Below are 23,713 nucleotides of genomic sequence, written 5' to 3'. Positions count from 1 at the left end.
TTTGCGCTGCAAAGTCATGATTTACTTTAGGAAGTGAAGGCACAATGCCTCCCCGAATACCAGGATCCGGTATTCGCCCCTCCGCCCCGGGCCCAAGCGAGAGCCTTTCATGAGCAGCCACAGCATCGATGCCGATATCAAGGTCAAATGGGCCGAAGGCCAAAGCGCGTACAGCCCTGGCACGCCGGAAGAGTTGCTGCTGATCGCTATCGACCTACTGGTGCGCGACCGCGGCGCCGAAGCGGCACGCAGCTTCGTCGACCAGGTGCTTGAGCGCTTCGCGCCGCACGCGGCTATTCCAATCGCGCCAAACGGGCGCTAAGCAGGTCGAACAGGCCCTGGGCATCGCCCTGCTCCACCCACATCACATTGGCCGGCTGCTTAAGCACGCCGTACCAGTCGGCAAGGGTCTGGCCGAAGGTCGGGCCTTCGCGACTGTCGATGCTCATGTGGATGCGCCGGCCGCTGAACAACTCGGGTTTTAGCAAGTAGGCGATGACGCTGGCGTCATGCACCGGGCCACCGGGCATGCCGTACAGGTCCATGTCGTGGGTGATGTAGGCGTTGAGGATATCCACCACCCGTTTACTGGCCTGATTGTTCACGGCGGCCAGTTGCTTGAGGCGAGCGTCGCTGGTCAGCAGCTTGTGGGTGACGTCCAGCGGCAGGTAGGTGAGCTGTACACCACTGGCCAGCACCACTTGGGCCGCATGCGGGTCGGCGTAGAGGTTGAATTCCGCTGCCGGGGTGATGTTGCCGCCGTTGAAATGGGCGCCGCCCATGACGACCACTTGCTTGATGCCTTTGGCGATTTCCGGGCGTTGGACCAGTGCCAGGGCGAGGTTGGTCTGTGGGCCCAGCATGGCCACGGTGATGCTGTGCGGTTTGGCGGCGCCGAGGGTGTCGACCAGATATTGCACGGCGTTGCCTTGGGCCAAGGGCATATTCGGTTCGTGTACGCGGACGCCGGTCAGGCCTTCTTCACCGTGGACGTCGGCGGCGTAGATGGGCGTGCGTACCAGCGGGCGGGCGGCACCGGCGTAGACGGGGATGTCTTCACGGCCGGCCCATTCACGGGCCAGGCGCGCGTTGCGCGAGGTTTTGTCCAGCCGCACGTTGCCGGCCACGGTGGTGATGGCGCGGATGTTGAGCTCGTCGGGCGAGGCCATGGCCAGAAACAGCGCGACCACGTCGTCGGCGCCGGGGTCGGTGTCGATGATCAGGTCGATCGGGGCGGCCTGGAGGGTGGTGGCGGTGGCCATGAGGGCGAGTCCTTGTAGCAGCGGTTTGAGCATGGGGTGGCACTCCTGTTGCCAGAGCATAATTATTCAGGCAAACCACAATCCCCCTGTGGGAGCGGGCATGCCCGCTCCCACAGGGATCTGCGCTGGCCAACAAAACGAGCTAGAACGTAACGCCAGAGATCAGGGCGATGTTGCTGTAGGGCTGGCACTCACCCGTACGCACCACGGCGCGGGCACTGCGCGACAGCACTTTGAAATCTTCGTGGCTCAGCCATTCCCGTTTGCCCAGCTTGCCTTTCAACCGCTCGATCTCGACCAGTGCCGGTGGCACCACTTTCTGCATTTCTTCGGCCAGTACATGCCGCTCTACCTGCAGCTCGCTCAGCACCGCCCGCAAGACACTGGCGAAATCAGGCAGGCCTGGCGTAACGGCCAGGTCGATCAGTTCCACACCTGGCGGTACCGGCAGCCCGGCATCGCCGATCACCAGAATGTCGCCATGCCCCATGCCCGCAATGGTCCGCGACAGGGCAACGTTCAGCAACGGGGTTTTCTTCATGGCGTAAGCTCCGCCAGATAGGGAATCGATGGCTGTGCACCGGCGCGGGTAACCGACAATGCCGCCGCACGCTGGCCAAAGGCGATGGCCTCGCCCTCCGCCAAACCCCGAACCAGACCGGCGGCGAAACCACCGATGAAGGTGTCGCCGGCGGCAGTGGTATCCAGCGGCTGCACCACAGGCGCCGGGAAATGCTGGTGGCCCTGTTCAGTCACCAGCAAGGCCCCTTGAGCCCCCAGGGTGATGATCACTTTACCTGCCCCCATCTGCCGCAAGCGTTCGCCTGCGCGCCGGGCACTGTCCTGGTCGGTTACCGGCATGCCAGTCAGGGTTTCAGCCTCGCTTTCGTTGGGCGTGAGGTAATCGATGCGGGCGAACCACTCCGCCGGCAAGGGGCCGGTGGCAGGCGCCGGGTTAAGAATGACCTGCTTGCCCAGCTCACGCGCCCTGGCCAAGGTCCAGGCCACGGTTTCCACCGGCACCTCAAGCTGGCAGATGACCACCTCGGCCGCTTGCAACAGTGCATCGAAGCGCTGTACCGACTGTGGCGTCAGCAGGCCGTTGCCGCCGGGGATGATGACGATGCAGTTCTGGCTGGCCGCATCCACGGTAATCAGCGCCACACCACTGGATACCCCAGGGCAGGTACTGACACCCTGGCAGTCGATGCCCTCGACATACAAGGCGCGGTGCAACTGCCGGCCATAGTCATCGTCACCTACATTACCGATCATGGCCACGCTGCCGCCCAGCCGCGCCACGGCCACAGCCTGGTTGGCGCCCTTGCCGCCCGGCACGGTGAAAAAGCTCTCGCCGGGAAGGGTCTCGCCGGCCCGGGGCAAGCGCTGGGCGCGGGCCACCAGGTCCATATTCAGGCTACCCACCACCACGACCTTGGCACTCATGACATATCCTTAGCGTTAGCGGTAATCGTTGAAGAGGTCCGGGCGTGGCCCGGTGGATTCGCGCAGCACGATACGCGGGGGGACGATGCGTTGCTCTGCCGCGCCTTGCCGCGGTGCCGCGATGCGTGCCAGCAACAGCGACGCGGCATTTTCGCCCAGCTCTCGGATGGACTGGCCCACGGTGGTCAGCGGCGGGTACACGTAGCGGCTGAGCTCGATATCGTCGAAGCCGATCACCGACAGCTCACCGGGTACATTGATATTGCGCTCGGCGGCCGCACGCAGCACACCAAAACCGATCATGTCGTTGCCGGCAAAAATCGCCGTTGGCCGCTTGCCCTCCAGCACCTGCGCCGCCGCCGCATGGCCGCCGGGGCTGGTGAAGTCGCAGTGCAGCACACGATTGCCCTGCACCTGTGCCCCGGCCCCGGCCATGGCCCGACGGAAGCCGCTCAGGCGCAGCTGGGTAACCCCGGTTTCGGCGGGGCCGCCGATGTAGGCGATATCTCGATGCCCCAGTTCCAGCAAATGCCGGGTAGCCAGATAGGCGCCCTGCTCGTGGTCGATGCGCACCAGGTCGGCATCGACGCCTTCCAGCTCGCGGTCGACGATCACCATTGGCGTGCGCACGCTGGCCAGGCTTTGCAGCAGGTCACTGTCCTGACCTACCGACGCCACCACCAGGCCGTCGATGCGCTTTTCCAGCAGCACGCGCAGGTAGCTGCGTTGCTTCTGCGGGTTGTCGTCGGAGTTACACAGGATCACGCAGTAGCCGTTGCGCTCGCAGGCGTCTTCGATACCCCGTGCCAGCTCGGCGAAGTACGGGTTGACGCTGTTGGGCACCAACAGGCCGATGGTGGCCGTGCTGCGCGCCTTGAGCGAACGCGCCACGGCGCTGGGCACGTAGTCCAGTTCGAGGATGGCGGCTTCGACCTTAAGCCGCACGTGTTCACTGACGGGTCGGGTCTTGTTCAGCACATGGGACACGGTGGTGTAGGAAATGCCCGCCAGTGCCGCGACGTCTTTGATGGTTGCCATGTTGTCAGTTCCGCCGGCCTGCGCGCCGGCTACGGTAGGTGTCGAGCACCACGGCGATGACGATCACCGCCCCGGTGATGATGCGTTTGGTCGGTTCGCTGGCACCGATCTGCGCCAGCCCGGCGGCCAGCACCGAAATGATCAGTACGCCAAAGAAGGTGCTGATGACCGAGCCGCGCCCACCCATCAGGCTAGTGCCACCGATGACCACGGCTGCGATCACCTGCAGCTCCAGGCCGGAGCCGGCATTAGGGTCGGCCGCCTCCAGTCGAGAAATCTGGAACAGGGCGGCCAGGCCGGCGAGCAGGCCCATCAGGGCAAATACCAGCACCTTGTACGGGCGCGGGTCGATACCGGCCAGGCGCACGGCCTCTTCGTTGGTGCCGATGCCGATCAGGTAGCGGCCGAACACGGTACGGGTCAGCACCAGCTGGGCTAGCACGATGACCAGCAAGGCAATGATGAACGCTGGCGAAATGCCAAAGGCGACCGGGTTGGAGAACCAGGCGTAGGCATCGCCGATATAGGCGGTGCGCGAGTCGGTGAACTGGTAGGCCAGGCCACGGGCCATCTCCAGCACGCCAAGCGAGACGATGAACGACGGAATGCGCCAGGCTACGGTGACGCCACCGGTGATGCTGCCGGCCAGCGCGGCCACAGCCATGCCCAGCAGCGCCGAGGGCAAAACGCCCCAGCCCCAGCCAAGAATCGCCACGCTCACCGTGGAAGCCGCCAGCGCCAGCACCGAGCCCACCGACAGGTCGATGCCGCCGATGATCAGCACGAAAGTCATGCCCACCGCCAGTACCATCAGGTCGGGAATCTGGTTGGCCAGGGTGCTGAAGGTGTTATACGACCAGAAGTGGCTGCTGAGGAACGAGAACAGCACGATCATCGCCAGCAATGCGCCGGCCAGGCCCAGGTAGGTGCCCAGGCCAAAATAGGTGCCACTGCGGCGCACGGGGGCGGCGCCCTGGCTGTTTAGCGGGGTGGTTTTCATGCATCCATCCTGGGGGCTGCGTCGTGCAGCAGTGCGTCACGTTTCTGATAACCGGCAAAGGCGGCGGCCAACAGCTGGTCCTGGCTCCAATGATCGCGGTCGAAGGTGTCGATCAGGCGACCGGCAGACAGCACGGCGATGCGGTCGCAAATCAGCATCAGCTCGCGCAGGTCGCTGGACACCACCACCAAGGCCTTGCCCTGGCGCGCCAGTTCGGCCAGCAGGCCGTAGATGTCGAACTTGGCGCCGACGTCGATGCCACGGGTGGGCTCGTCGAACAGCAGCACCTGGCAGTCGCGCTCCAGCCAGCGGCCGATCACCACCTTCTGCTGGTTGCCGCCAGACAGCTCGCCCACCACTTGCTGCGCGCCGGCACTGCGTATGCGCATGGCCTGGATCTGGCGCTCGGCCAGGGCCTTTTCTGCCTCGCCATCGAGTATGCCGGCCCGCGATACCGCGCCCAGGTTGCCCAAGGCGATATTGGCGCTGATCGACTGTGTCAGCAGCAGGCCTTCGCCTTTGCGGTCTTCCGTAATCAGCGCGATACCCGCCCGCACAGCCGCCTTGGGCGAGTCGATGTTAACGGCCTGGGGTGGCTGGCCTAGCGCGATGCTGCCGCTGTCGGCGCGGTCAGCACCGTAGATCAGGCGCAACAGCTCGGTGCGGCCAGCACCTATCAGGCCGGAGATACCGAAGATCTCCCCTGCCCTGACTTCGAACGACACGTCGCGTACCTTGTCGGCGCGGCTGAGCTTGTCGACCTTGAGCAAGGGCGCGCCAATCTGCCTGCGGCCCAGGTCGATATGCTCGCCCAGCTCGCGGCCGACCATCAGGTTGACCAGCTCGGCACTGCTGTAGCGCTGGATCGGCTCGTCACACACCAGCTTGCCGTCGCGCAGCACGACGATACGCTGAGCCACCCGCTGCAGCTCTTCAAGGCGGTGCGAGATGTAGACAATGGCCACGCCACGTTCACGCAGACGCTCGATCTGGGTGAACAGCAGCTCCACTTCGCGGGCGGTGAGCATGGCGGTGGGTTCGTCGAAAATCAGCACACGGCAGTCGCCGATCAGGTTGCGGGCGATCTCGACCATCTGCTGGTGGCCGATGCCCAGCTCACCGACCGGCGTATCCGGGTCGATGGCATCGAGCCCGACTTGCGCCATGGCGGCCGTGGCCAACTGGCGCAGGCGCTTCTGGCTGATCCAGCCGAAGCGGCTGGGCAGGTTATCGAGGAACAGGTTTTCCGCCACGGTCAGCGTGGGCAGCAGGTTCAGCTCCTGCATGACCATACGCACACCCAGGCGCTCGGCCTCGCTGCGGCTGCCGGGCGCGTAGGCCTGGCCGCGGTAGGTCATGTGCCCGGTGGTCGGGGTTTCCAGGCCACTGATGAGCTTGGACAGGGTGCTCTTGCCCGCACCGTTTTCACCGGTCAGGGCCAGCACTTCGCCGGCCCGCAGGTTCAGGCTGACCTCGCCGAGCACAGGCTGGGCGTAGGTCTTGCCCAACCCGCTGGCGGCGAGTACCACTTCGTTGGCCGATGCAGGCATGGCCGTTTCTCCTGCCAGCAATCAGGGCTTGGTGATGAGTTGGACCGGGGTCTGGATGACGTTGTCGGCATCCACGTCCGGCTTCTCGCCCTTGACCATTTTCAACGCCGCCTGAATGCCGTACACCGCCTGCTGGCTGGCCGCCTGATCGAGGGTGGCGAGCACGCGGCCATCCTTGAGCATGGGTTTGATGGCGTTGATGTTGTCGTAGCCCACCACTTGCACTTGGCCAGTCTTGCCGGCAGCGCGCACGGCCGACACCGCGCCCAGGGCCATGCTGTCGTTGCCGGCCAGCAGGGCTTTCAGGTCGGGGTATTCGTTGAGCATGGAGGCAGCGACGGCGTTGCCCTTGTCGATCTCCCAGTTGCCGCTCTGCACCGAGACGATCTTCATCTGTGCGGCGTCCATGGCGTCCTTGAAGCCGGCGGTGCGCTGCTGGGCATTGGTGGTGGTCGGCACGCCTTCGATGATGCCGACCTGGTCACCGGCCTTGAGTTTCTCGTTGGCCAGGTAGTCGCCGACCAGGCGCGCGCCCTTGCGGTTATCGGGGCCAACGAAGGGCACGCTGATGCCTTTGCTCTTGAGCAGTTCGGGGTCCAGGCGGTTGTCGATATTGATCACCACCACGCCCTGGTCCATGGCCTTTTTCACTGCGGAGACCAGTGCCTTGGAATCCGCCGGGGCGATCACCAGCGCCTTGGCGCCGGCATTGACCATTTGCTCGACGATGCGGATCTGCTCGCCGGTGTCGGTCTCGTTCTTGATGCCGTTGGCGATCAGGTCGAATTCGTTGGCATGCGCTTTCTGGTAGTCCTTGGCGCCGTCCTCCATGGTGCGGAAGAATTCGTTGGCCAGTGACTTCATCACCAGGGCGACCTTGGGCTTGTCTTCGGCGTGGGCGGCGGAAAACGGCAGGGCGAGGGACAAGGTAGAAACGACAGCGAGGGCCAGCAGACGACCGGGGAACGGCAGTTTCATGGACGATGACTCCGAATCTTGTGTTTTTTATCGGATCGCAAACGTTTGCGCTGCCTAACTATGGAAACAAGACCGGGGTTTGTCAAATCCGTTTGGCGTTCGGTGGGCTGAATGCTCCTGGTGCCGATTATCCAGAATTTTTCCGGAAAACCGAACACCTTTTCCTACGCCTGTTCGGAATTTCGAATGGAATACTGTCACCGTTCGCGGCACAAGGCCGCGCCATCACTCATTCGCACAAGCTGGTATGAAACATGCCTTGAGTCCTGTGCGACATACAAAAAATCTCACTAGGAAGAGAGAGAACAATAACGATGAATGCTGTACTCAAAACCTTCGCCCCCAGCGCCCTCGCCCTGCTGCTGATCCTGCCCGCCACCGCCTCGGCCAAAGAAGCCGAAACCCAGCAGAAGCTGGCCAACGTGGTTATCCTCGCCACCGGCGGCACCATTGCCGGCGCTGGCGCCAGTGCCGCCAACAGTGCCACCTACCAGGCCGCCAAGCTGGGCGTCGACAAGCTGATTGCCGGCGTGCCTGAATTGGCCGACCTGGCCAACGTACGCGGCGAGCAAGTGATGCAGATTGCATCCGAGAGCATCACCAACGAAGACCTGCTGAAGCTGGGCAAGCGCGTTGCCGAACTGGCCGAAAGCAAAGACGTCGACGGCATCGTCATCACCCACGGCACCGACACTCTCGAAGAAACCGCCTACTTCCTCAACCTGGTGGAAAAGACCGACAAGCCGATCGTGGTAGTCGGCTCGATGCGCCCGGGCACGGCCATGTCTGCCGACGGCATGCTCAACCTGTACAACGCCGTGGCCGTGGCCAGCGACAAGCAATCGCGCGGCAAGGGCGTGCTGGTGACCATGAACGACGAAATCCAGTCCGGCCGTGACGTGAGCAAGTCAGTCAACATCAAGACCGAAGCCTTCAAGAGCGCCTGGGGCCCGATGGGCATGGTAGTGGAAGGCAAGTCGTACTGGTTCCGCCTGCCGGCCAAGCGCCATACGGTCAATTCCGAGTTCGACATCAAGCAGATCAGCAGCCTGCCGCAGGTAGACATCGCCTATGGCTATGGCAACGTGACCGACACGGCCTACAAGGCGCTGGCGCAAAACGGTGCCAAGGCACTGATCCATGCCGGTACCGGCAACGGCTCGGTATCGTCGCGCGTAGTGCCGGCGCTGCAGGAGCTGCGCAAGAATGGCGTGCAGATCATCCGCTCGTCGCACGTCAACCAGGGTGGTTTCGTGCTGCGCAACGCCGAACAGCCGGATGACAAGAACGACTGGGTCGTGGCCCATGACCTGAACCCGCAAAAAGCGCGGATTCTGGCGATGGTGGCGATGACCAAGACCCAGGACAGCAAAGAGCTGCAGCGGATCTTCTGGGAGTATTGATCGTTCCGCCCTCAGGGCCGGTTCGCCGGCTCTGGGGGGTATTACGCTGCCTTGGGAGGGCTCAGGGCGCGATGCGTTTCAGGTCATTCAACAACCCCATCAGCTGCTGCAGTTTCTCTTCGCCAAACTGCGCCTGAATCTTCTGGTAATTGGCTTCCATCCCCTCCTTCATCGAGGCAAAGCACGCCTCCCCGCGCTCGGTCAGCGTCACGAAAACACGTCGCTGGTCCTGCGCGGCCTTCTGCCGCCGCACCAGCCCGTCGCGCTCCAGCCGCCCCAGCACCCCGGTCATGCTCGGTTTGAGGATGCAGGCCAGCTCTGCCAGTTGGTAATTCTCCAGCTCACTATGCTGCTTGAGGATGCGGATCACCCGCCATTGTTGCTCGGTCAGGTCGTGCTCGTTCAACAACGGCCTGAAAAATGCCATTGCGGCTTCCCGGGCCTGCAGAAGGCTCAGCGTGAGCGAAGGTTGCGTCTTGGTCATGGTCAAGCCTGTGGTTTTTCTCTGTTCACGAATTTAAGGGCATGCACGATGGAAAGTGCAATCTGTTCCACGGAAAACCCATTCAAGCCTGGCGCGCGTGCTGCGACCATCCGCTGCAAACAACAACACATCCCGGGTACGCTGCCATGGCCCCTTCACTGCAAGCCCGCCTGCCGCTGGCGGTACTCCCCGGGGGTGAGCTTGGCATAGCGGTTAAAGAAACGGCTGAAATAGGCCGGGTCTTTGAAGCCGAGCTGGTAGCAGATTTCGTTGGCCGTGCTGCCAGAGAACAACAACAGGCGCTTGGCTTCCTGCATCAGCCGCTCCAGTACCAGGCGCTTGGACGGCAGGTCGGCGATGCGTCGGCACACGTCGTTCAGCCGCGCCTCGGTCACGCCAATTTGCTGCGCGTAGCGGGCCAGCGGCCAGTGCTCCAGGTAATGCGCTTCGATCAGTGCATTGAAACGGTGGAAGATCTTCAGGTCTTCATGCCGGGCCGGGGTCGACTCCAGCGAGTTGGGGCACAAGCGCAACAGGCTGATCATGATCAACCGCGTCAGCGACTGCATTGCCGCCTCGCGCCCCGGCTGTTGCGTGGCAAATTCGTCGCTCAACGCTTCCAGCCAACCTTGCAGGCGCTGCGCCTCGGCTTGGTATTCGGTCGGCAAATTACCCAGCGCCACACAGGCCGGCTGCACCTGCATGCCTGCCGGCAGCAGGCTGGCATCGGCTTCAATCAGTTGCCACACCAGTTGCTGGCGCACGGTCAGCACATGCCCGTCGCTGTCCGCCTCGGTGACGAAAGCATGGGCCACGGTCGGCGGCGTGAGAAAAAACATCGGCCCCGATTCGATGTACTGCTGGTCATCCAGATACACGCGCACCGTGCCCGACTTCACGTAATGCACCTGAAAAAACCGGTCATGCCGGTGCACCGGCATGTTGCGCCCGAAAAAGCCCGCCAGGTTGCCCAGCCGGTCGTAATGCACCTCGCTATCGCTGTAGCGCTGGTCGTAGACCTGGCCGATGTTGATATTCGGTATCGGATGCCGGTCGCTCATGGCTGCTTGCTCGCAAATCGCTTGACCCTGTTGACGATGGCCCATGGTGCACCGCCTTGTCGGCAGGCGCCACTGGCCACCCCTTGACCATCGTTAACATATTAACTATAACATTAACACATTAACAAAATCCGCAGGACGGCCACCGCCCTGCACTGCCAGGAGAAGAGCATGAGCCATGCCCTGCATGACGTTGCCAGCGGCACTCTGTTCGGCGTCGCGCTGAACTACCAGGGTTTGCTGCAGCAGCACCACGCGGCGTTCGTCGAAGCACCGTACAAGCAGTTGCCGGTCAAGCCGGTGCTGTTCGTGAAAACCCCGAACACCCGCAACCAGCACGAAGGCCAGGTCGTATTCCCGGCCGGCGTGCAGCGCCTGCAACCTGGCCCGGCGCTGGGCGTGGTGATTGGCAAGGACGCCAGCCGCCTCAGCGTGGCCGATGCCCTGAAACATGTGGCGGGCTACACCATCGTCAACGAAGTCAGCCTGCCCGAAGACAGCTACTACCGCCCGGCCGTCAAGGCCAAGTGCCGGGACGGCTTCTGCCCCTTCGGCCCCAAACTGGTACCGGCCAGCCAGGTGGCCAACCCCGATGCCCTGGGCCTGCGCCTGTTTGTGAATGGTGAACTGCGCCAGCACAACAACACCGCCAACTGCGTGCGCACGGTGGCCCAGCTGATTGCCGAAATCAGCGAGTTCATGACCCTGCACGCCGGCGACATCCTGATCACCGGTACCCCCGAGGGCCGCGTCGATGTACAGCCAGGCGACCGCGTCGATATCGAGATCGACGGCCTGGGCAAGCTGACCAACTACATCGTCGCCGAGTGAGGAATTACCTGTGAAACACGCCCGTATCCAGTTCGACGGCCAGGTTCATGACGTTACTGTCGAAGGCGATCACCTGCGCCTGACCGACGGCCGCCTGGTCCATCAAGACCAGGTCACCTGGCTGCCGCCCGCCACCGGCAGCATGTTCGCCCTGGGCCTGAACTACGCCGACCACGCCAAGGAGCTGGCCTTCGCTCCGCCCACCGAACCCCTGGCCTTCATCAAGTCGCCGGGCACCTACACCGGCCACAACCAGGTCACCTGGCGCCCGGACAATGTCGAGTACATGCACTACGAGTGCGAGCTGGTCGCGGTCATTGGCAAGGCGGCGAAAAACGTCAAGCGTGATAACGCCCTGGACTACGTAGCCGGTTACACCGTGTGCAACGACTACGCCATCCGCGACTACCTGGAAAACTACTACCGCCCCAACCTGCGGGTGAAGAACCGCGACGCCACCACCCCAGTCGGCCCGTGGATCGTCGATGCCGCCGATGTGCCGGACGTGAGCAACCTGAAGCTGCGCACCTGGATCAATGGTGAGCTGAAGCAGGAAGGCACCACCGCAGACATGATCTTCGACATCCCGCACCTCATCGAATACTTCTCCAGCTTCATGACCCTGCAACCGGGCGACATGATCGCCACCGGCACGCCGGAAGGCCTGGCCGACGTGGTGCCGGGAGACGAAGTGGTGGTGGAAGTGGAAGGCGTCGGTCGCCTGGTCAACCGTATCGTCAGCGAAGCTGACTTCTTCAAGAACAACAAGGCATGAGCAGCATGATCAAGCACTGGATCAACGGCCGTGAGGTCGAGAGCAAAGACACCTTCGTCAACTACAACCCGGCCACCGGCGATGCCATTGGCGAAGTTGCCAGCGGCGGCGCCGAAGAAGTGGCCCAAGCGGTGGCTGCAGCCAAGGAAGCCTTCCCCAAGTGGGCCAACACCCCGGCGAAGGAACGTGCGCGCCTGATGCGCAAGCTGGGTGAGCTGATCGACCAGAACGTGCCGAAACTGGCCGAGCTGGAAACCCTCGACACCGGCCTGCCGATCCACCAGACCAAGAATGTGCTGATCCCGCGTGCTTCGCACAACTTCGACTTCTTTGCCGAAGTGTGCACACGCATGGACGGCCACACCTACCCGGTCGACGACCAGATGCTCAACTACACGCTGTACCAGCCAGTGGGTGTGTGTGGCCTGGTGAGCCCGTGGAACGTGCCGTTCATGACCGCCACCTGGAAGACCGCGCCGTGCCTGGCACTGGGCAACACGGCGGTATTGAAGATGAGCGAACTGTCGCCGCTGACCGCCAACGAACTGGGCCGCCTGGCGGTTGAAGCCGGCATCCCCAACGGCGTGTTGAACGTGATCCAGGGTTATGGCGCTACCGCCGGCGACGCGCTGGTCCGCCACCCGGATGTGCGCGCCATTTCCTTCACTGGCGGCACCGCTACCGGTCGCAAGATCATGCAGACCGCTGGCCTTAAAAAGTACTCGATGGAACTGGGCGGCAAGTCACCGGTGCTGATTTTCGAAGACGCCGACCTGGAACGCGCACTGGACGCCGCACTGTTCACCATCTTCTCGCTGAACGGCGAACGCTGCACCGCCGGCAGCCGTATCTTCATCCAGGAAAGCGTGTACCCGCAGTTCGTTGCCGAGTTCGCCGCCCGCGCCAAGCGCCTGATCGTGGGTGACCCGACCGACCCGAAAACCCAGGTCGGCTCGATGATTACCCAGCAGCATTACGACAAGGTCACCGGCTACATTCGCATCGGCATCGAAGAAGGTGCACGCCTTGTCGCCGGTGGCCTGGAGCGCCCGGCCAACCTGCCGGCGCACCTGGCCAAAGGGCAGTTCATCCAGCCCACCGTGTTCGCCGACGTGAACAACAAGATGCGCATTGCCCAGGAAGAAATCTTTGGCCCGGTGGTGTGCCTGATCCCGTTCAAGGACGAAGCCGAAGCGCTGCACTTGGCCAACGACACCGAGTACGGCCTGGCCTCGTACATCTGGACCCAGGACATCGGCAAGGCCCACCGCCTGGCACGCGGCATCGAAGCCGGCATGGTGTTCATCAACAGCCAGAACGTGCGCGACCTGCGCCAGCCGTTCGGCGGCGTGAAAGGCTCCGGTACCGGGCGCGAAGGTGGGCAGTACAGTTTCGAGGTCTTTGCAGAGATAAAGAACGTGTGTATTTCCATGGGTAGCCACCACATCCCGCGCTGGGGCGTGTGACCCACTTGCCACCGGGCCAGCCTGCGGCCCGGCGGCCTCACAAGAATAAGGAGTCAAACCATGGGCAAGCTGGCACTCGCCGCCAAGATTACACATGTCCCCTCCATGTACATGTCCGAACTGCCAGGCCCACGCCAGGGCTTTCGCCAGGCAGCCATCGACGGGCATTACGAAATCAGCCGCCGCTGCCGCGAGCTAGGCGTGGACACCATCGTCGTGTTCGACACCCACTGGCTGGTCAACGCCAACTACCACGTGCTTTGCGGCCCGCACTTCGAGGGCGTGTACACCAGCAACGAACTGCCGCACTTCATCAGCAACATGCCCTACGCCTTTCCCGGCAACCCCGAGCTGGGCAAATTGCTGGCCGAGGAATGCAACCGCTTCAATGTCGAGACCATGGCCCACCACGCCACCACCCTCGCCCCGGAATACGGCACCTTGGTGCCGATGCGCTACATGAACCAGGACCAGCACTTCAAGGTGGTTTCGGTTTCGGCACTGTGCACCTCGCACTACCTGGCCGACAGCGCCCGCCTGGGCTGGGCCATGCGCAAGGCAGTAGAAGACCATTACGACGGCACCGTGGCGTTCCTGGCCAGCGGTTCGCTGTCGCACCGCTTCGCGCAGAACGGCCAGGCGCCGGACTTCGCCACCAAGGTGTGGAGCCCGTTCCTGGAAACCCTCGACCACCGCGTGGTGCAAATGTGGCAGGACGGCGAGTGGGATGCCTTCTGCGGGATGCTGCCGGAGTATGCCGCCAAGGGCCACGGCGAAGGTTTCATGCACGATACGGCCATGCTGCTGGGTGCGCTGGGCTGGTCCAACTACGACGGCAAGGCCGAAGTGGTGACGCCCTACTTCGGCTCGTCCGGCACCGGGCAGATCAACGCGATTTTCCCGGTCACCCCGCAGGATGGAAAGTCCATCCCGGCGGCGCAGGCTGCCAACCCGGCTGCGGTGGTGTCGACCAGCCGCTTGTAACTCACCTGTCTGTGGCTGGCCGCCCACGGATGGCCAGCCGCGCCTCACCGAGGAAGCGCCCATGCCACACCTGGTTCTGCTCTACACCCCCGACCTGGAAACCGACGCCGACATCCCCGGCCTGTGCCGTGCCCTGGCCGACACCATGCTGGAACAGCGCGATGCCGAGGGCAAAGCGGTGTTCCCCACCGGCGGCACCCGCGTGCTGGCCTACCCCGCCACCCATTGCGCGGTGGCTGACGGCAAGGGCGATTACGGGTTCCTGTACGCCAACCTGCGCATGGCCACCGGCCGCAGCACCGAGGTGCACAAGGCAGTAGGCGACAACCTGCTGGCGGTGTTGAAAGCCCGCCTGGACCCACTGCTGCAACAGCGCCCGATCGGCATCACCGTGCAGATCGACCACAGCACCGCCCAGGTCTACGACGCCAAGCACAGCACCTTGCACCCACTGTTCAACCGCTAGCGCGCCGGTTCAAAACCACGCCCTCCCTGACTCATTACAGAACAAGTACAAAAACATGAGCACACTCGAACACGCCTCGCCGCGCGAGGCACACGTTGAACGGGCCGAGAGTACCCATCGGGCAGTCACCTGGCGGCTGATGCCGTTGCTGCTGGTGTGTTACCTGTTCGCCCACCTGGACCGCATCAACATCGGCTTCGCCAAGATGCAGATGAGCCAGGACCTGCACTTGTCCGACACGGTCTACGGCCTGGGCGCCGGGCTGTTCTTCATTGCCTATGCGCTGTTCGGCGTACCCAGCAACCTGATGCTGGACCGCGTCGGCCCGCGCCGCTGGATCGCCTGCCTGATGGTGGTATGGGGGCTGTTGTCCACCAGCATGCTGCTGATCGAGAGCAGCAGAGCGTTCTACATGCTGCGCTTTGCATTGGGCGCGGCCGAGGCCGGGTTCTTCCCAGGCATTCTGGTGTACCTCAACCGCTGGTACCCGGCCGGGCGCCGTGCCCAGATAACCGCGCTGTTCGCCATTGCCGTGCCTTTGGCCGGGGTGGTTGGCGGGCCGGTGTCCGGGGCTATCCTGGCCTTCATGCATGACACCGCCGGCCTGCGTGGCTGGCAATGGATGTTCCTGCTCGAAGGCGCGCCGGTGGTACTGCTGGGCCTGGTGGTGCTGGCTGTGCTACCGGAGCATTTCGAAAAAGTACGCTGGCTGAACGATCAGCAGAAAGCCACGCTGCGCGCTCAGTTTGGCGAGGAAGAACACCGCAAGCCGGTCACCTCGTTCAGCGCCATTTTCGCCAGCCGGGCCCTGTGGCTGCTGGTGGCGGTGTATTGCGCGGTGATGCTGGCGGTCAACACCCTGGCGTTCTGGATGCCCAGCCTGATTCACAGTGCCGGGGTGGGCAGCGATGCCAACGTCGGCCTGCTCAGCGCCGTGCCATACCTGGCCGGCTGCGTGTTCATGCTGGCCTGCGGCCGCTCCAGCGACCGCCTGCGTGAACGCCGCTGGCACCTGTGTGTACCGCTGCTGATGGCAGCCACGGGTATCGCCATTGCTGCGATTGCCCCCGAGCAGGCGCTGCCGGTGATGGCCGGCCTGGTGCTGGCCGGCATGGGCGCCAGCGCCGCACTGCCGATGTTCTGGCAACTGCCACCGGCATTTCTCAATTCACGCACCCAGGCTGCCGGCATTGCCCTGATCAGCTCGCTGGGCAGCATTGCCTCGTTCTTCACGCCTTACTTCATCGGCTGGGTACGTGACACCACCCACAGCGCCAGCCTGGCCCTGTACGTACTGGCCATGTTCATCGCCCTGGGTGGCCTGCTGGTGCTGCGCACCCGGGCCGCCATCGTCAACCCTTGAATCAAGAGACCTCCCCCATGCTAGACAACGCTTTTATCCAGCACGCCGCCGAACGCCTCGACCGGGCCGAACGCAGCCGCGAGCAAGTGCGCCAGTTCTCGCTGGATCAACCGGCCATTACCATCGAAGACGCGTACGCCATCCAGCGCGCCTGGGTGGCGAAAAAGATCGCCGCCGGCCGCAAGCTGGTAGGCCACAAGATCGGCCTGACCTCCCGCGCCATGCAGGTGTCGTCGAACATCACCGAGCCCGACTACGGTGCCCTGCTCGATGACATGCTGTTCGACGAAGGCAGCGACATCCCCTTCGAGCGCTTCATCGTGCCGCGCGTCGAGGTGGAGTTGGCGTTCATCCTCGGCAAGCCACTCAAAGGCCCCAACGTCACCGTGTTCGACGTGCTGGATGCCACCGAGTGGGTAATCCCGGCACTGGAAATCATCGACGCGCGCATCCAGCAGGTCGACCCGCAAACCCAGGCCACGCGTAAGGTGTTCGACACCATTTCCGACAACGCGGCCAACGCGGGTGTGGTCATGGGGGGCCGCGCCGTGCGCCCTACCGAGATCGACCTGCGCAAGGTGCCAGCCGTGCTTTACCGTAACGGCGTAATCGAGGAGTCCGGGGTCAGCGCCGCCGTGCTCAATCACCCGGCCAAGGGCGTGGCCTGGCTGGCCAACAAACTGGCCGCGTACGACGTCACCCTGCAACCTGGCCAGATCATCCTGGGCGGCTCGTTCACCCGCCCGGTCGCTGCACGCCCTGGCGACACCTTCCACGTCGACTACGACATGCTTGGCTCCATCGCCTGCCGCTTCGTTTGAGGACCTGCCCATGGACATGCCCATCAATCACTTCAAGCAACGCCTGCGCAGCGGCGAGCCGCAGATCGGCCTGTGGCTGGGTCTGGCCGATGCCTACTGTGCCGAGCTGGCCGCCAATGCCGGTTTCGACTGGCTGCTGATCGACGGCGAGCACGCGCCCAACGACCTGCGCGGCATGCTGGCGCAGTTGCAGGCGGTGGCGCCCTACCCCAGCCAAGCGGTGATCCGCCCGGTGATCGGTGATACCGCGCTGATCAAACAAGTGCTGGATATAGGCGCGCAGACCTTGCTGGTGCCGATGGTGGAAAGCGCTGAGCAGGCGCAGCAACTGGTGAAGGCCATGCATTACCCACCCAAGGGCGTTCGCGGGGTGGGTAGCGCACTGGCGCGGGCTTCGCGCTGGAACAGCATCCCCGGTTACCTGGACCAGGCAGACGAGCAGATGTGCCTGCTGGTGCAGATCGAGAACAAGGAAGGCCTGGCCAACCTGGACGAGATCGTTGCGGTGGAAGGTGTGGATGGCGTGTTTATCGGGCCTGCGGACCTGAGTGCGGCCATGGGGCACCGGGGCAATCCTGGGCACCCTGAGGTGCAGGCAGCGATCGAAGACGCCATCGTGCGTATTGGCAAGGCGGGCAAGGCTGGAGGCATTCTAAGTGCCGACGAGAAGCTGGCACGGCGTTACATCGAGCTGGGCGCGGCGTTTGTGGCGGTGGGGGTGGATACCACGGTGCTGATGCGCGGGCTGCGCGAGTTGGCGGGGAAGTTCAAAGGTACGCCACTGGCTGGTAGTACTGGGGGTGGTGTCTACTAAGACCCTCTGGAGGATGGCACCGGCGCAGCCGGTGCCATCCCCAACGATGTTCAGATATTGATGAGGGCCTTGAGCACGGTCTTGAAGGTATCCAGCTGGTCTTCACTGAACTGTCCGAACACCTTGTCCTGCTGCTCCCGGGCAATGGTCCACAAGGCCTCGGTCTCGTCCACCCCCTTCACTGACAACCGTACCCGCCCGTCGTCATCGGCAATCAGCCCTTTGCGCTTGAGGTTGGCCACCGCCTCCTCGATCTCCCGCGCCGGCATCGCCACTTCCCGTTGCAGGTCGTTCAGGCTCAGCCCCGCATCGTTCTCCAGCACCATCAACATGCGCGCCTCACTGGTCCGCAGCCCGGTGCACAGTTGGCGTGGCTGATAGTCAGCCTGGTACGCCCGCAATGCCTGGGTCATCAGGTAGTAAAGGTTGTGCTGCAAGCGGCCCTGGAAGTGGCTGCTCGGTGCCTGCCCCTCTGCGCGCTGGGTCATGCGGGTATGCGGCAGTACCATGGAATAGGCGCCCTGGTGGTACAGCAACGGCGAGCGGCCGAAATCGTCGAAGGCCACCACCTTGCCTACCAGAATCCAGTGATCGCCACCGTCCAGCTGCTGGTACTTTTCGCACTCGAAGCGTGCCGCACAGTCGGCAAACAGCGGCGCACCACCTGCGCCCGTTTCGTAGTCGATACCGGCAAAGCGGTCTTCCTTCGGCCGGGCGAAGTTGTTGGAAAGGTCGATCTGGTCAGCCGCCAGAATGTTCACGGCAAAGTGCGAGGCTTCTTCGAACACCTCATGGCTGGTCGAGCGCTTGTCGATGCTCCACAGGATCAGCGCCGGGTCCAGCGACACCGAGTTGAAACTGTTGGCAGTGACGCCGGCCTTGCGGCCACTGGGGCCAGCGGCGGTCACCACGGTCACGCCCGTGGCGAAGTTGCCCAGGGCGCGGCGGAAGGCACGTGAATCGAAGGTTTCGTTGGACATGCAAAGCTCCCGGGCAGGCTTGGCAGCCTGCCCTGATTGTTGTTGTGCTTATGGGGATGGTTAAAAAGCTGGCGGCTCAGACCATGGCCGGGTCGGGCTCCAGGCCCATCAGCTCACGGCCGAGGATTTGCGAACACACGTCGTAGTCGGTGTAGGCATGGGCGCCGGTCATGTGCGAATCGCGGAACAGCCGCTGCAGTTCGTTGCTCTCGAACCAGGCGCCACCGCCCGCCGCTTCCATCAGCCGGTCGACAGCCTGGATGCACATCTTCACCGCATAGCCCTGGTTGGTGCGCCAGAACGCCAGCGTGCCCCGCGTGGGGTATTCATGGCGGGCGCTGTACTCGGCAATCTCGTCCCAGCTCTTTTCCAGCAGCGCGCGGGCGGCGGCCACCTGGTGGGTGGATTCGGCCAGGCGCATCAGCGCCGGGGTGGCGGCGCCCACCGCTGCACCGGTGTAGGCCCGCACGCGGTTACGGGTTTTCTCGCGGAACACCTCCAGCATGCGCTCGGCAACACCCAGGCTGACGGTGGAGAAGCCACTGGCGAAATACGGGCGGTACGGGGCGAAGAAAATCTTGCTGTCGGGGTACAAGCCAAAGCCTGCCGACTTGCCCTCCATCATGTCCTTGGCCTTCTGGATGCGATGCTCGGGCACGAAGGCATCGCGCACGATCAGGGTCTTGCTGCCACTGCCGCGCATGCCAACGGCATACCAGTCATCACGGATTTCATAGTCGCTGCGTGGCAGGATGGCGAAGCAGTAGTCCTGGCTGCCTTCGGCATTCTTGCGGCGGAAACCGAGGATCGCCCATTCGGCGTGATCGCAACCGGAGCTCCAGCCCATCTCGCCGCTGAACAAAACCCCACCCTCGACCTCTTCGGTACGGCCGAACGGCGCGATACTGCTGCTGGCGGTGGCATCTGGGTCGGCGCCCCACACTTCTTGCTGCAGCTTGGGCGAGAACATCGCCATCTGGTGGCTGTGGGTGCACAGCAGGCTCATGGCCCAGGCGGTGCTGGCACACGCACCGGCCAGCAACGCGATGCACTGGGCGAATTCCGGCAGGGTGATTTCCATACCACCGTAAAGTTTGGGCAAGAAAGCGCGGTGCATGCCGATGCTTTTCAGCAAGGCAATGTTCTCTGCCGGCACACTGCGGTCCTGTTCTGCGCGCATGGCGTTGGCGGCAATGGTCGGCAGGATGGACTTCAGGTCTTCCAGCAGCGGGTTTGGCTTTTTCATGAACGGTCTCTTTCTTATTGGATTCGAAGACGCGATCAGTATGTGAGCCGTGATTGGGCGGCGGAATGCACGTTCCGAGGGGAACATTGCACTTTCCATGGCGCTGTCAAATTGCCCTGCGACAAGCATTGACCCGTGCATTTTCGATCACCACAATCCCCCTCGAGACGCGCGCGGGCCACCGCGCCCCTGACGGAGCGATGCAGTTGAAAGACCTTTCCCCTTCTGCGGTGCGTGTGTGCGATGCCGCCGTCGGCCATTTTGCCGAGTACGGCTACGACGCCTCTTCGCTGAACGAAATCGCCCAGCTGGCCGGCATGCGCAAGGCCTCCCTGTATGCCCACTTCGCCAACAAGGATGCCTTGTTCTTGGAAGTGTTCCAGCGGGCGCTGGTGCAGGAAACGGCCTTTGTCGAGCACGCCTTTGCCCAGGAAACCCGCGACGGCCTGGCACCCGGTCACTGGCTGGCCTTGCACCTGGCAGACCGTTATCGCGACTCGGCCGAACTGCGCTTTGTGCTGCGCACGGCGTTCCTGCCCCCGGCAAGCATCAAGCCGGTTGTCACATCGGGCTTCGAGCACTACCTGGACGGCATACGTGCGGGGTTCTGCCAGGCCCTGCAAGTTCGCCACGGCTGGGCAGAAAGCCGGCTGGCACTGTATGCCGATGCCTACCAAGGCATCATCGACAGCCTGTATGTGGAACTGATGTACGCAGGCCCCGGCGCCTATGAACGGCGCGCGGCAGCGCTGCTGAAAGTGCTGGAAGATTCGCTGTCGCTCAACCCCTGACGCCGGGTGCGTCAGGGTTTTATCTTTCTCATTTCATCCAGCAGCTGCATCAACTGCTGCAGCTTGTCCTCGCCGAACTGGGCGATGATCTTGTCGTAGTTGCGCGCCATTTCCTCGCTCATCGCCAAGAATGCCTGCTGGCCAACGTCCGTCAGGCTGATGAACACCCGGCGCTGATCTTCCGGCGACTTGCGCCGCCCCACGATGCCGTCGCGCTCCAGACGCTTGAGCACCCCGCTCATGCTGGGTTTGAGGATACACGCCAGTTCGGCCAGCTGATGGCTTTCCAGCTCACCTTGCTGGCGCAGGATACGGATTACCCGCCATTGCTGCTCGGTCAGGTCATGGGCATTCAACGCCGGGCGGAAGAACGCCATGGTGGCTTCGCGCGCCTGCAGCAAGGTCAGGGTCAGGGAGGGTCTTGGTGTGGTCATGCGGGCTCGTGGGGCTGAGAATAGCAAACCGGCGAGTATGCCAGTGCAGAATCATTAATACATTAATAGAATGGTTTCTACCCATTTCGTTGCAGCAACGCCCGGGCGCCTCTCGAAACGGCCTTATCACCCTTTCAATTCAGCAGGCTGCGACATGATCACCCTCGAAAGCCCCACCTACTACTCGGCGACCAAGAAGTACAACCTGAGCTTCCCCACGCTGGAAAGCGACATCGAGGCCGATGTCGTGGTGATCGGTGGCGGCTTCTCTGGCATCAATACCGCACTGGAGCTGGCAGAAAAAGGCGTGACCAATGTCGTCGTGCTCGAAGCCCGCTACCTGGGTTATGGTGGTACCGGGCGCAACGGCGGACAGATCATGGCAGGCATAGGCCACGACCTGGAGAAGATCCGCAGCAGTGTCGGCGACCAGGGTGTGAGAGACATTTTCGAGATCAGCGAACTGGGCGCCGGCATCATCAAGGCGCGCATCGCCCGCTACGCCATCGACGCCGACTTCTGCCACGGCTACGGGTACATGGGTTTCAACCGCCGCCAGGAACAGACCCTGCGCCAATGGGAAAAGGCATTCAAGGCGATCAACACACACGACGACATCCGGTTTCTTGGCGGCAGTGAAGTGCGCCAGATCATCGGCAGCAATGCCTACAGCAGCGCCCTGCTGCATATGGGCGGTGGCCACGTACATTCACTCAACCTGCTGCTGGGCGAGGCACAGGCACTGGTCGGCCATGGTGCGCGCATCTTCGAACACAGCCCCGCTCTGGAAGTGACCTACGGCGAGCGTATCAAGGTGCGCACTGGCCGCGGCTCGGTACGCGCCAGCAAGCTGCTGTGGGCCTGCGACAGCTTCCTCAACAAGCTGGAGCCAGAACTGCACGCACGCACCATCAACACCTATGCCTTCCAGATGATGACCGAGCCATTGGCGGACGAGCTGATCGAGCGCATCAGCCCAATTCGCGGAGCCTACAGCGATATTCGCACGGTGATCGACTACTACCGGGTCACCCGCGAAAACCGGCTGCTGTTTGGCGCCGCCACGCCCTTTATCGAGCACTTCCCGCGGGACCTGAAGGCCTGGAACCGCGCCCTGATGCTGAAGATTTTCCCCTACCTGAAAGACGTGCGCATCGACCTGGCCTGGGGTGGCCCGATGGCCACCAGTGCCAACCTGTTCCCACAGATCGGCACCCTCAGCAACCGGCCCAATGCCTTCTATGTGCAAGGCTATTCGGGCTTTGGCGTCACGCCCAGCCACATCATTTGCAAAGTCCTCGCCGAGGGCATGCAGGAAGGATCGAAACGCTATGACCTGGTCAGCTCGGTCAAGCATGCGCGCATCTTCGGCAAGGACCATTTCCGCCCGCTGCTGCTCACCGCCGGCAAGACCGTGCACCAGCTGTCGGGCTACTTCAACGGCCGTCGCTGAACCTTTTAACAGCGAGGCGTTCGTCAAGCATTACCTGGCGGTGACCTGAGCCCGGTAGTCCTTGGGCGAGCGCTCGAACTGCTTCTTGAACGAACGGCTGAAATGCGCCGAGTCGGTAAATCCCCACTTGTAGGCGATCGAGGTAATCGACTCGCCCTTGAAGAACGGGTTGGCCAGGTCATCGGCGCTGCGCTTCAGCCGTGCCCGCTGAATGTAGCGGCATACGCTATCGCCCTCCTCCTCGAACAGCCGGTACAGGTGGCGAACCGAAATGTTCAGGCGCCCGGCCAGGCTGGATGGAGTAAGCCCAGGCTGTGACAGCGACTCGTCGATTACCTGCTGCACGTAGCCGCGCAAGTTGGCACCGCTCAAGGCCCCAAGATTACCCGGCGTTTCGCCATGGCGCTCGAAGCCTGGCTCCAGCAGGGCGACAAAGGCGGTCTGCAGCGCGTCACCCTGGGCGCCATCACCGCTCACATTGCCGTCCTTGCACAGCTGGTCCATCAACACATGCAACATGCGCCCGCAGGCGTTGGTCGAGGAAATCTTGCCGAACATCGGGCCACTGCCCTGCACGTACTTGCGCACCTGCTCGCGTGACAGCGCCAACGAGACGTGCTCGATCAAACCGCTGGGGGTGATCTCGCAACGCCCGACCGAATCCATCAGCAGCAACTCGCCCGGCGCCAGGCTGACCTGCATGCCGCCTTGGGACACGGTCGAATGGCCCGCACGCTGGCTCACCAGAAAGCAATGCTGGTCATCGTCGAGGGTGGGGTTTTCGCCCAGCCGGCGGATGTTGCCGGCGTTGGTGCGCAGGTTGGCCAGCGGCAAGCCGGCGCGGGAAAAGGTGGAAACCTCGCCAATGAACAGCGAGTGATTGGACGCAAGCTCCGTCTCGAAGCGGCCGCAGATCTGCTGCATGGCCGTGGTCCAGCGTTCCAGCCCCTGACGGTTGGATTGTTGAGTATGCATGGCTGCCCTCGACGCAGGATTTGTTGTTATGCGCACATTGTTAACATGTTATCTATGTGCGCACAACTGTCATCATTTGTCGGTAGACACAG

General features: G+C 63.1%; 25 protein-coding genes. 12 read left to right on the top strand and 13 right to left on the bottom strand.

Going from position 1 to position 23,713, the window contains the following annotated elements; all coding sequences use genetic code 11:
* The first annotated feature begins 109 nt into the window (after positions 1-109).
* A complete protein-coding gene (locus tag B9A31_RS06275) occupies positions 110-322 on the top strand; it encodes a hypothetical protein (protein ID WP_016711342.1) in 213 nt (70 codons plus the stop codon).
* Here B9A31_RS06275 and B9A31_RS06270 read toward each other — a convergent pair.
* The 7 genes from B9A31_RS06270 to B9A31_RS06240 all read right to left on the bottom strand — a co-directional run bounded on the left by B9A31_RS06270 (position 294) and on the right by B9A31_RS06240 (position 7,274).
* Positions 294-1,295: a nucleoside hydrolase gene (locus B9A31_RS06270; RefSeq protein WP_019096812.1), complete on the bottom strand. Its 1,002-nt coding sequence runs from the start codon at positions 1,293-1,295 to the stop codon at positions 294-296. The two genes, B9A31_RS06275 and B9A31_RS06270, sit on opposite strands and share 29 nt — an antisense overlap.
* A gap of 109 nt (positions 1,296-1,404) precedes the next feature.
* Positions 1,405-1,803 carry a D-ribose pyranase gene (gene rbsD / locus B9A31_RS06265; RefSeq protein ID WP_016711344.1) on the bottom strand — a complete coding sequence of 133 codons (399 nt, stop codon included), beginning with the start codon at positions 1,801-1,803 and terminating at the stop codon, positions 1,405-1,407.
* A complete protein-coding gene (rbsK, locus tag B9A31_RS06260; protein WP_019096813.1) occupies positions 1,800-2,708 on the bottom strand; it encodes a ribokinase in 909 nt (302 codons plus the stop codon). Before rbsK ends, rbsD begins: the two co-directional genes overlap by 4 nt.
* A 15-nt stretch (positions 2,709-2,723) precedes the next feature.
* Positions 2,724-3,746, bottom strand: coding sequence for a LacI family DNA-binding transcriptional regulator (locus tag B9A31_RS06255; protein ID WP_019096814.1), 1,023 nt, complete (start codon positions 3,744-3,746; stop codon positions 2,724-2,726).
* Positions 3,747-3,750: 4 nt separating this feature from the next.
* Complete coding sequence (locus B9A31_RS06250; RefSeq protein WP_025752781.1) at positions 3,751-4,746, bottom strand: ABC transporter permease; 996 nt, start codon at positions 4,744-4,746, stop codon at positions 3,751-3,753.
* Complete coding sequence (locus B9A31_RS06245; protein ID WP_019096815.1) at positions 4,743-6,296, bottom strand: sugar ABC transporter ATP-binding protein; 1,554 nt, start codon at positions 6,294-6,296, stop codon at positions 4,743-4,745. The genes B9A31_RS06250 and B9A31_RS06245 overlap by 4 nt, the downstream gene beginning before the upstream one ends.
* Before the next feature lie 21 nt (positions 6,297-6,317).
* Complete coding sequence (locus B9A31_RS06240) at positions 6,318-7,274, bottom strand: sugar ABC transporter substrate-binding protein (protein ID WP_019096816.1); 957 nt, start codon at positions 7,272-7,274, stop codon at positions 6,318-6,320.
* A 314-nt stretch (positions 7,275-7,588) separates the two neighbouring features.
* On the opposite strand from B9A31_RS06240, the gene B9A31_RS06235 reads away from it, so the two are divergent.
* Complete coding sequence (locus B9A31_RS06235; protein WP_019096817.1) at positions 7,589-8,677, top strand: asparaginase; 1,089 nt, start codon at positions 7,589-7,591, stop codon at positions 8,675-8,677.
* Positions 8,678-8,738: 61 nt separating this feature from the next.
* On the opposite strand, the gene hpaR (B9A31_RS06230) is transcribed toward B9A31_RS06235, so the two are convergent.
* Positions 8,739-9,161: a homoprotocatechuate degradation operon regulator HpaR gene (hpaR, locus tag B9A31_RS06230; protein WP_027615010.1), complete on the bottom strand. Its 423-nt coding sequence runs from the start codon at positions 9,159-9,161 to the stop codon at positions 8,739-8,741.
* A 155-nt stretch (positions 9,162-9,316) separates the two neighbouring features.
* Positions 9,317-10,222 carry a 4-hydroxyphenylacetate catabolism regulatory protein HpaA gene (hpaA, locus tag B9A31_RS06225; RefSeq protein WP_025752791.1) on the bottom strand — a complete coding sequence of 302 codons (906 nt, stop codon included), beginning with the start codon at positions 10,220-10,222 and terminating at the stop codon, positions 9,317-9,319.
* A 171-nt stretch (positions 10,223-10,393) separates the two neighbouring features.
* Between hpaA and B9A31_RS06220 the strand changes: the two genes are divergently transcribed.
* The 8 genes from B9A31_RS06220 (at position 10,394) to hpaI (ending at position 17,742) form a co-directional block, all read left to right on the top strand.
* The gene (locus B9A31_RS06220; RefSeq protein WP_025752793.1) at positions 10,394-11,053 is read left to right on the top strand and encodes a fumarylacetoacetate hydrolase family protein; all 660 of its coding nucleotides are present in this window, start codon (positions 10,394-10,396) and stop codon (positions 11,051-11,053) included.
* Positions 11,054-11,063: 10 nt separating this feature from the next.
* The gene (locus B9A31_RS06215) at positions 11,064-11,828 is read left to right on the top strand and encodes a fumarylacetoacetate hydrolase family protein (RefSeq protein ID WP_019096820.1); all 765 of its coding nucleotides are present in this window, start codon (positions 11,064-11,066) and stop codon (positions 11,826-11,828) included.
* 5 nt (positions 11,829-11,833) lie between these two features.
* Positions 11,834-13,294, top strand: coding sequence for a 5-carboxymethyl-2-hydroxymuconate semialdehyde dehydrogenase (gene hpaE, locus B9A31_RS06210; protein WP_025752796.1), 1,461 nt, complete (start codon positions 11,834-11,836; stop codon positions 13,292-13,294).
* Between the two features lie 60 nt (positions 13,295-13,354).
* Entirely contained in the window at positions 13,355-14,278 is a 924-nt protein-coding gene (gene hpaD / locus B9A31_RS06205) for a 3,4-dihydroxyphenylacetate 2,3-dioxygenase (RefSeq protein WP_019096822.1), read from the top strand.
* 61 nt (positions 14,279-14,339) lie between these two features.
* A complete protein-coding gene (locus B9A31_RS06200) occupies positions 14,340-14,744 on the top strand; it encodes a 5-carboxymethyl-2-hydroxymuconate Delta-isomerase (RefSeq protein ID WP_019096823.1) in 405 nt (134 codons plus the stop codon).
* A gap of 55 nt (positions 14,745-14,799) precedes the next feature.
* The gene (locus B9A31_RS06195; RefSeq protein WP_084296741.1) at positions 14,800-16,107 is read left to right on the top strand and encodes an MFS transporter; all 1,308 of its coding nucleotides are present in this window, start codon (positions 14,800-14,802) and stop codon (positions 16,105-16,107) included.
* Between the two features lie 17 nt (positions 16,108-16,124).
* Entirely contained in the window at positions 16,125-16,928 is an 804-nt protein-coding gene (hpaH, locus tag B9A31_RS06190; protein ID WP_019096825.1) for a 2-oxo-hept-4-ene-1,7-dioate hydratase, read from the top strand.
* Positions 16,929-16,938: 10 nt separating this feature from the next.
* Positions 16,939-17,742, top strand: a complete 804-nt coding sequence (gene hpaI / locus B9A31_RS06185) for a 4-hydroxy-2-oxoheptanedioate aldolase (protein ID WP_019096826.1) — start codon at positions 16,939-16,941, stop codon at positions 17,740-17,742.
* 50 nt (positions 17,743-17,792) lie between these two features.
* Here the strand turns inward: hpaI and B9A31_RS06180 are convergent, their stop codons facing one another.
* Both B9A31_RS06180 and B9A31_RS06175 read right to left on the bottom strand, forming a co-directional pair.
* The gene (locus B9A31_RS06180; RefSeq protein ID WP_019096827.1) at positions 17,793-18,722 is read right to left on the bottom strand and encodes a p-hydroxyphenylacetate 3-hydroxylase reductase component; all 930 of its coding nucleotides are present in this window, start codon (positions 18,720-18,722) and stop codon (positions 17,793-17,795) included.
* A gap of 76 nt (positions 18,723-18,798) precedes the next feature.
* The gene (locus tag B9A31_RS06175) at positions 18,799-19,968 is read right to left on the bottom strand and encodes a p-hydroxyphenylacetate 3-hydroxylase oxygenase component (protein ID WP_019096828.1); all 1,170 of its coding nucleotides are present in this window, start codon (positions 19,966-19,968) and stop codon (positions 18,799-18,801) included.
* Positions 19,969-20,168: 200 nt separating this feature from the next.
* Here B9A31_RS06175 and B9A31_RS06170 point away from each other — a divergent pair, with 200 nt between their 5' ends.
* On the top strand, positions 20,169-20,759 hold the full coding sequence (locus B9A31_RS06170; protein ID WP_019096829.1) for a TetR/AcrR family transcriptional regulator: 591 nt from the start codon (positions 20,169-20,171) through the stop codon (positions 20,757-20,759).
* 11 nt (positions 20,760-20,770) lie between these two features.
* On the opposite strand, the gene hpaR (B9A31_RS06165) is transcribed toward B9A31_RS06170, so the two are convergent.
* A complete protein-coding gene (gene hpaR / locus B9A31_RS06165) occupies positions 20,771-21,193 on the bottom strand; it encodes a homoprotocatechuate degradation operon regulator HpaR (protein ID WP_019096830.1) in 423 nt (140 codons plus the stop codon).
* A 154-nt stretch (positions 21,194-21,347) separates the two neighbouring features.
* Between hpaR (B9A31_RS06165) and B9A31_RS06160 the strand changes: the two genes are divergently transcribed.
* Entirely contained in the window at positions 21,348-22,646 is a 1,299-nt protein-coding gene (locus B9A31_RS06160; protein WP_084296740.1) for an NAD(P)/FAD-dependent oxidoreductase, read from the top strand.
* A gap of 30 nt (positions 22,647-22,676) precedes the next feature.
* Here B9A31_RS06160 and feaR read toward each other — a convergent pair whose 3' ends face one another.
* Positions 22,677-23,621 carry a transcriptional regulator FeaR gene (gene feaR / locus B9A31_RS06155; RefSeq protein ID WP_025752803.1) on the bottom strand — a complete coding sequence of 315 codons (945 nt, stop codon included), beginning with the start codon at positions 23,619-23,621 and terminating at the stop codon, positions 22,677-22,679.
* Between the last annotated feature and the right edge of the window lie 92 nt (positions 23,622-23,713).

Origin of the sequence: Pseudomonas sp. URIL14HWK12:I5 (assembly GCF_900176445.1) — a bacterium.
Taxonomy (GTDB): Bacteria; Pseudomonadota; Gammaproteobacteria; order Pseudomonadales; family Pseudomonadaceae; genus Aquipseudomonas; species Aquipseudomonas monteilii.
The sequence above is the reverse complement of the archived record's forward strand: the minus strand, read 5'-3'. Positions and strand labels throughout refer to the sequence as shown.

Bases quoted from the DNA above. Each gene is read 5' to 3' on its own strand.
- B9A31_RS06275 (WP_016711342.1), top strand. From the start codon at position 110: ATGAGCAGCCACAGCATCGATGCCGATATCAAGGTCAAATGGGCCGAA.
- B9A31_RS06270 (WP_019096812.1), bottom strand. From the start codon at position 1,295: ATGCTCAAACCGCTGCTACAAGGACTCGCCCTCATGGCCACCGCCACC.
- rbsD (WP_016711344.1), bottom strand. From the start codon at position 1,803: ATGAAGAAAACCCCGTTGCTGAACGTTGCCCTGTCGCGGACCATTGCG.
- rbsK (WP_019096813.1), bottom strand. From the start codon at position 2,708: ATGAGTGCCAAGGTCGTGGTGGTGGGTAGCCTGAATATGGACCTGGTG.
- B9A31_RS06255 (WP_019096814.1), bottom strand. From the start codon at position 3,746: ATGGCAACCATCAAAGACGTCGCGGCACTGGCGGGCATTTCCTACACC.
- B9A31_RS06250 (WP_025752781.1), bottom strand. From the start codon at position 4,746: ATGAAAACCACCCCGCTAAACAGCCAGGGCGCCGCCCCCGTGCGCCGC.
- B9A31_RS06245 (WP_019096815.1), bottom strand. From the start codon at position 6,296: ATGCCTGCATCGGCCAACGAAGTGGTACTCGCCGCCAGCGGGTTGGGC.
- B9A31_RS06240 (WP_019096816.1), bottom strand. From the start codon at position 7,274: ATGAAACTGCCGTTCCCCGGTCGTCTGCTGGCCCTCGCTGTCGTTTCT.
- B9A31_RS06235 (WP_019096817.1), top strand. From the start codon at position 7,589: ATGAATGCTGTACTCAAAACCTTCGCCCCCAGCGCCCTCGCCCTGCTG.
- hpaR (WP_027615010.1), bottom strand. From the start codon at position 9,161: ATGACCAAGACGCAACCTTCGCTCACGCTGAGCCTTCTGCAGGCCCGG.
- hpaA (WP_025752791.1), bottom strand. From the start codon at position 10,222: ATGAGCGACCGGCATCCGATACCGAATATCAACATCGGCCAGGTCTAC.
- B9A31_RS06220 (WP_025752793.1), top strand. From the start codon at position 10,394: ATGAGCCATGCCCTGCATGACGTTGCCAGCGGCACTCTGTTCGGCGTC.
- hpaE (WP_025752796.1), top strand. From the start codon at position 11,834: ATGATCAAGCACTGGATCAACGGCCGTGAGGTCGAGAGCAAAGACACC.
- hpaD (WP_019096822.1), top strand. From the start codon at position 13,355: ATGGGCAAGCTGGCACTCGCCGCCAAGATTACACATGTCCCCTCCATG.
- B9A31_RS06200 (WP_019096823.1), top strand. From the start codon at position 14,340: ATGCCACACCTGGTTCTGCTCTACACCCCCGACCTGGAAACCGACGCC.
- B9A31_RS06195 (WP_084296741.1), top strand. From the start codon at position 14,800: ATGAGCACACTCGAACACGCCTCGCCGCGCGAGGCACACGTTGAACGG.
- hpaH (WP_019096825.1), top strand. From the start codon at position 16,125: ATGCTAGACAACGCTTTTATCCAGCACGCCGCCGAACGCCTCGACCGG.
- hpaI (WP_019096826.1), top strand. From the start codon at position 16,939: ATGGACATGCCCATCAATCACTTCAAGCAACGCCTGCGCAGCGGCGAG.
- B9A31_RS06180 (WP_019096827.1), bottom strand. From the start codon at position 18,722: ATGTCCAACGAAACCTTCGATTCACGTGCCTTCCGCCGCGCCCTGGGC.
- B9A31_RS06175 (WP_019096828.1), bottom strand. From the start codon at position 19,968: ATGAAAAAGCCAAACCCGCTGCTGGAAGACCTGAAGTCCATCCTGCCG.
- B9A31_RS06170 (WP_019096829.1), top strand. From the start codon at position 20,169: ATGCAGTTGAAAGACCTTTCCCCTTCTGCGGTGCGTGTGTGCGATGCC.
- hpaR (WP_019096830.1), bottom strand. From the start codon at position 21,193: ATGACCACACCAAGACCCTCCCTGACCCTGACCTTGCTGCAGGCGCGC.
- B9A31_RS06160 (WP_084296740.1), top strand. From the start codon at position 21,348: ATGATCACCCTCGAAAGCCCCACCTACTACTCGGCGACCAAGAAGTAC.
- feaR (WP_025752803.1), bottom strand. From the start codon at position 23,621: ATGCATACTCAACAATCCAACCGTCAGGGGCTGGAACGCTGGACCACG.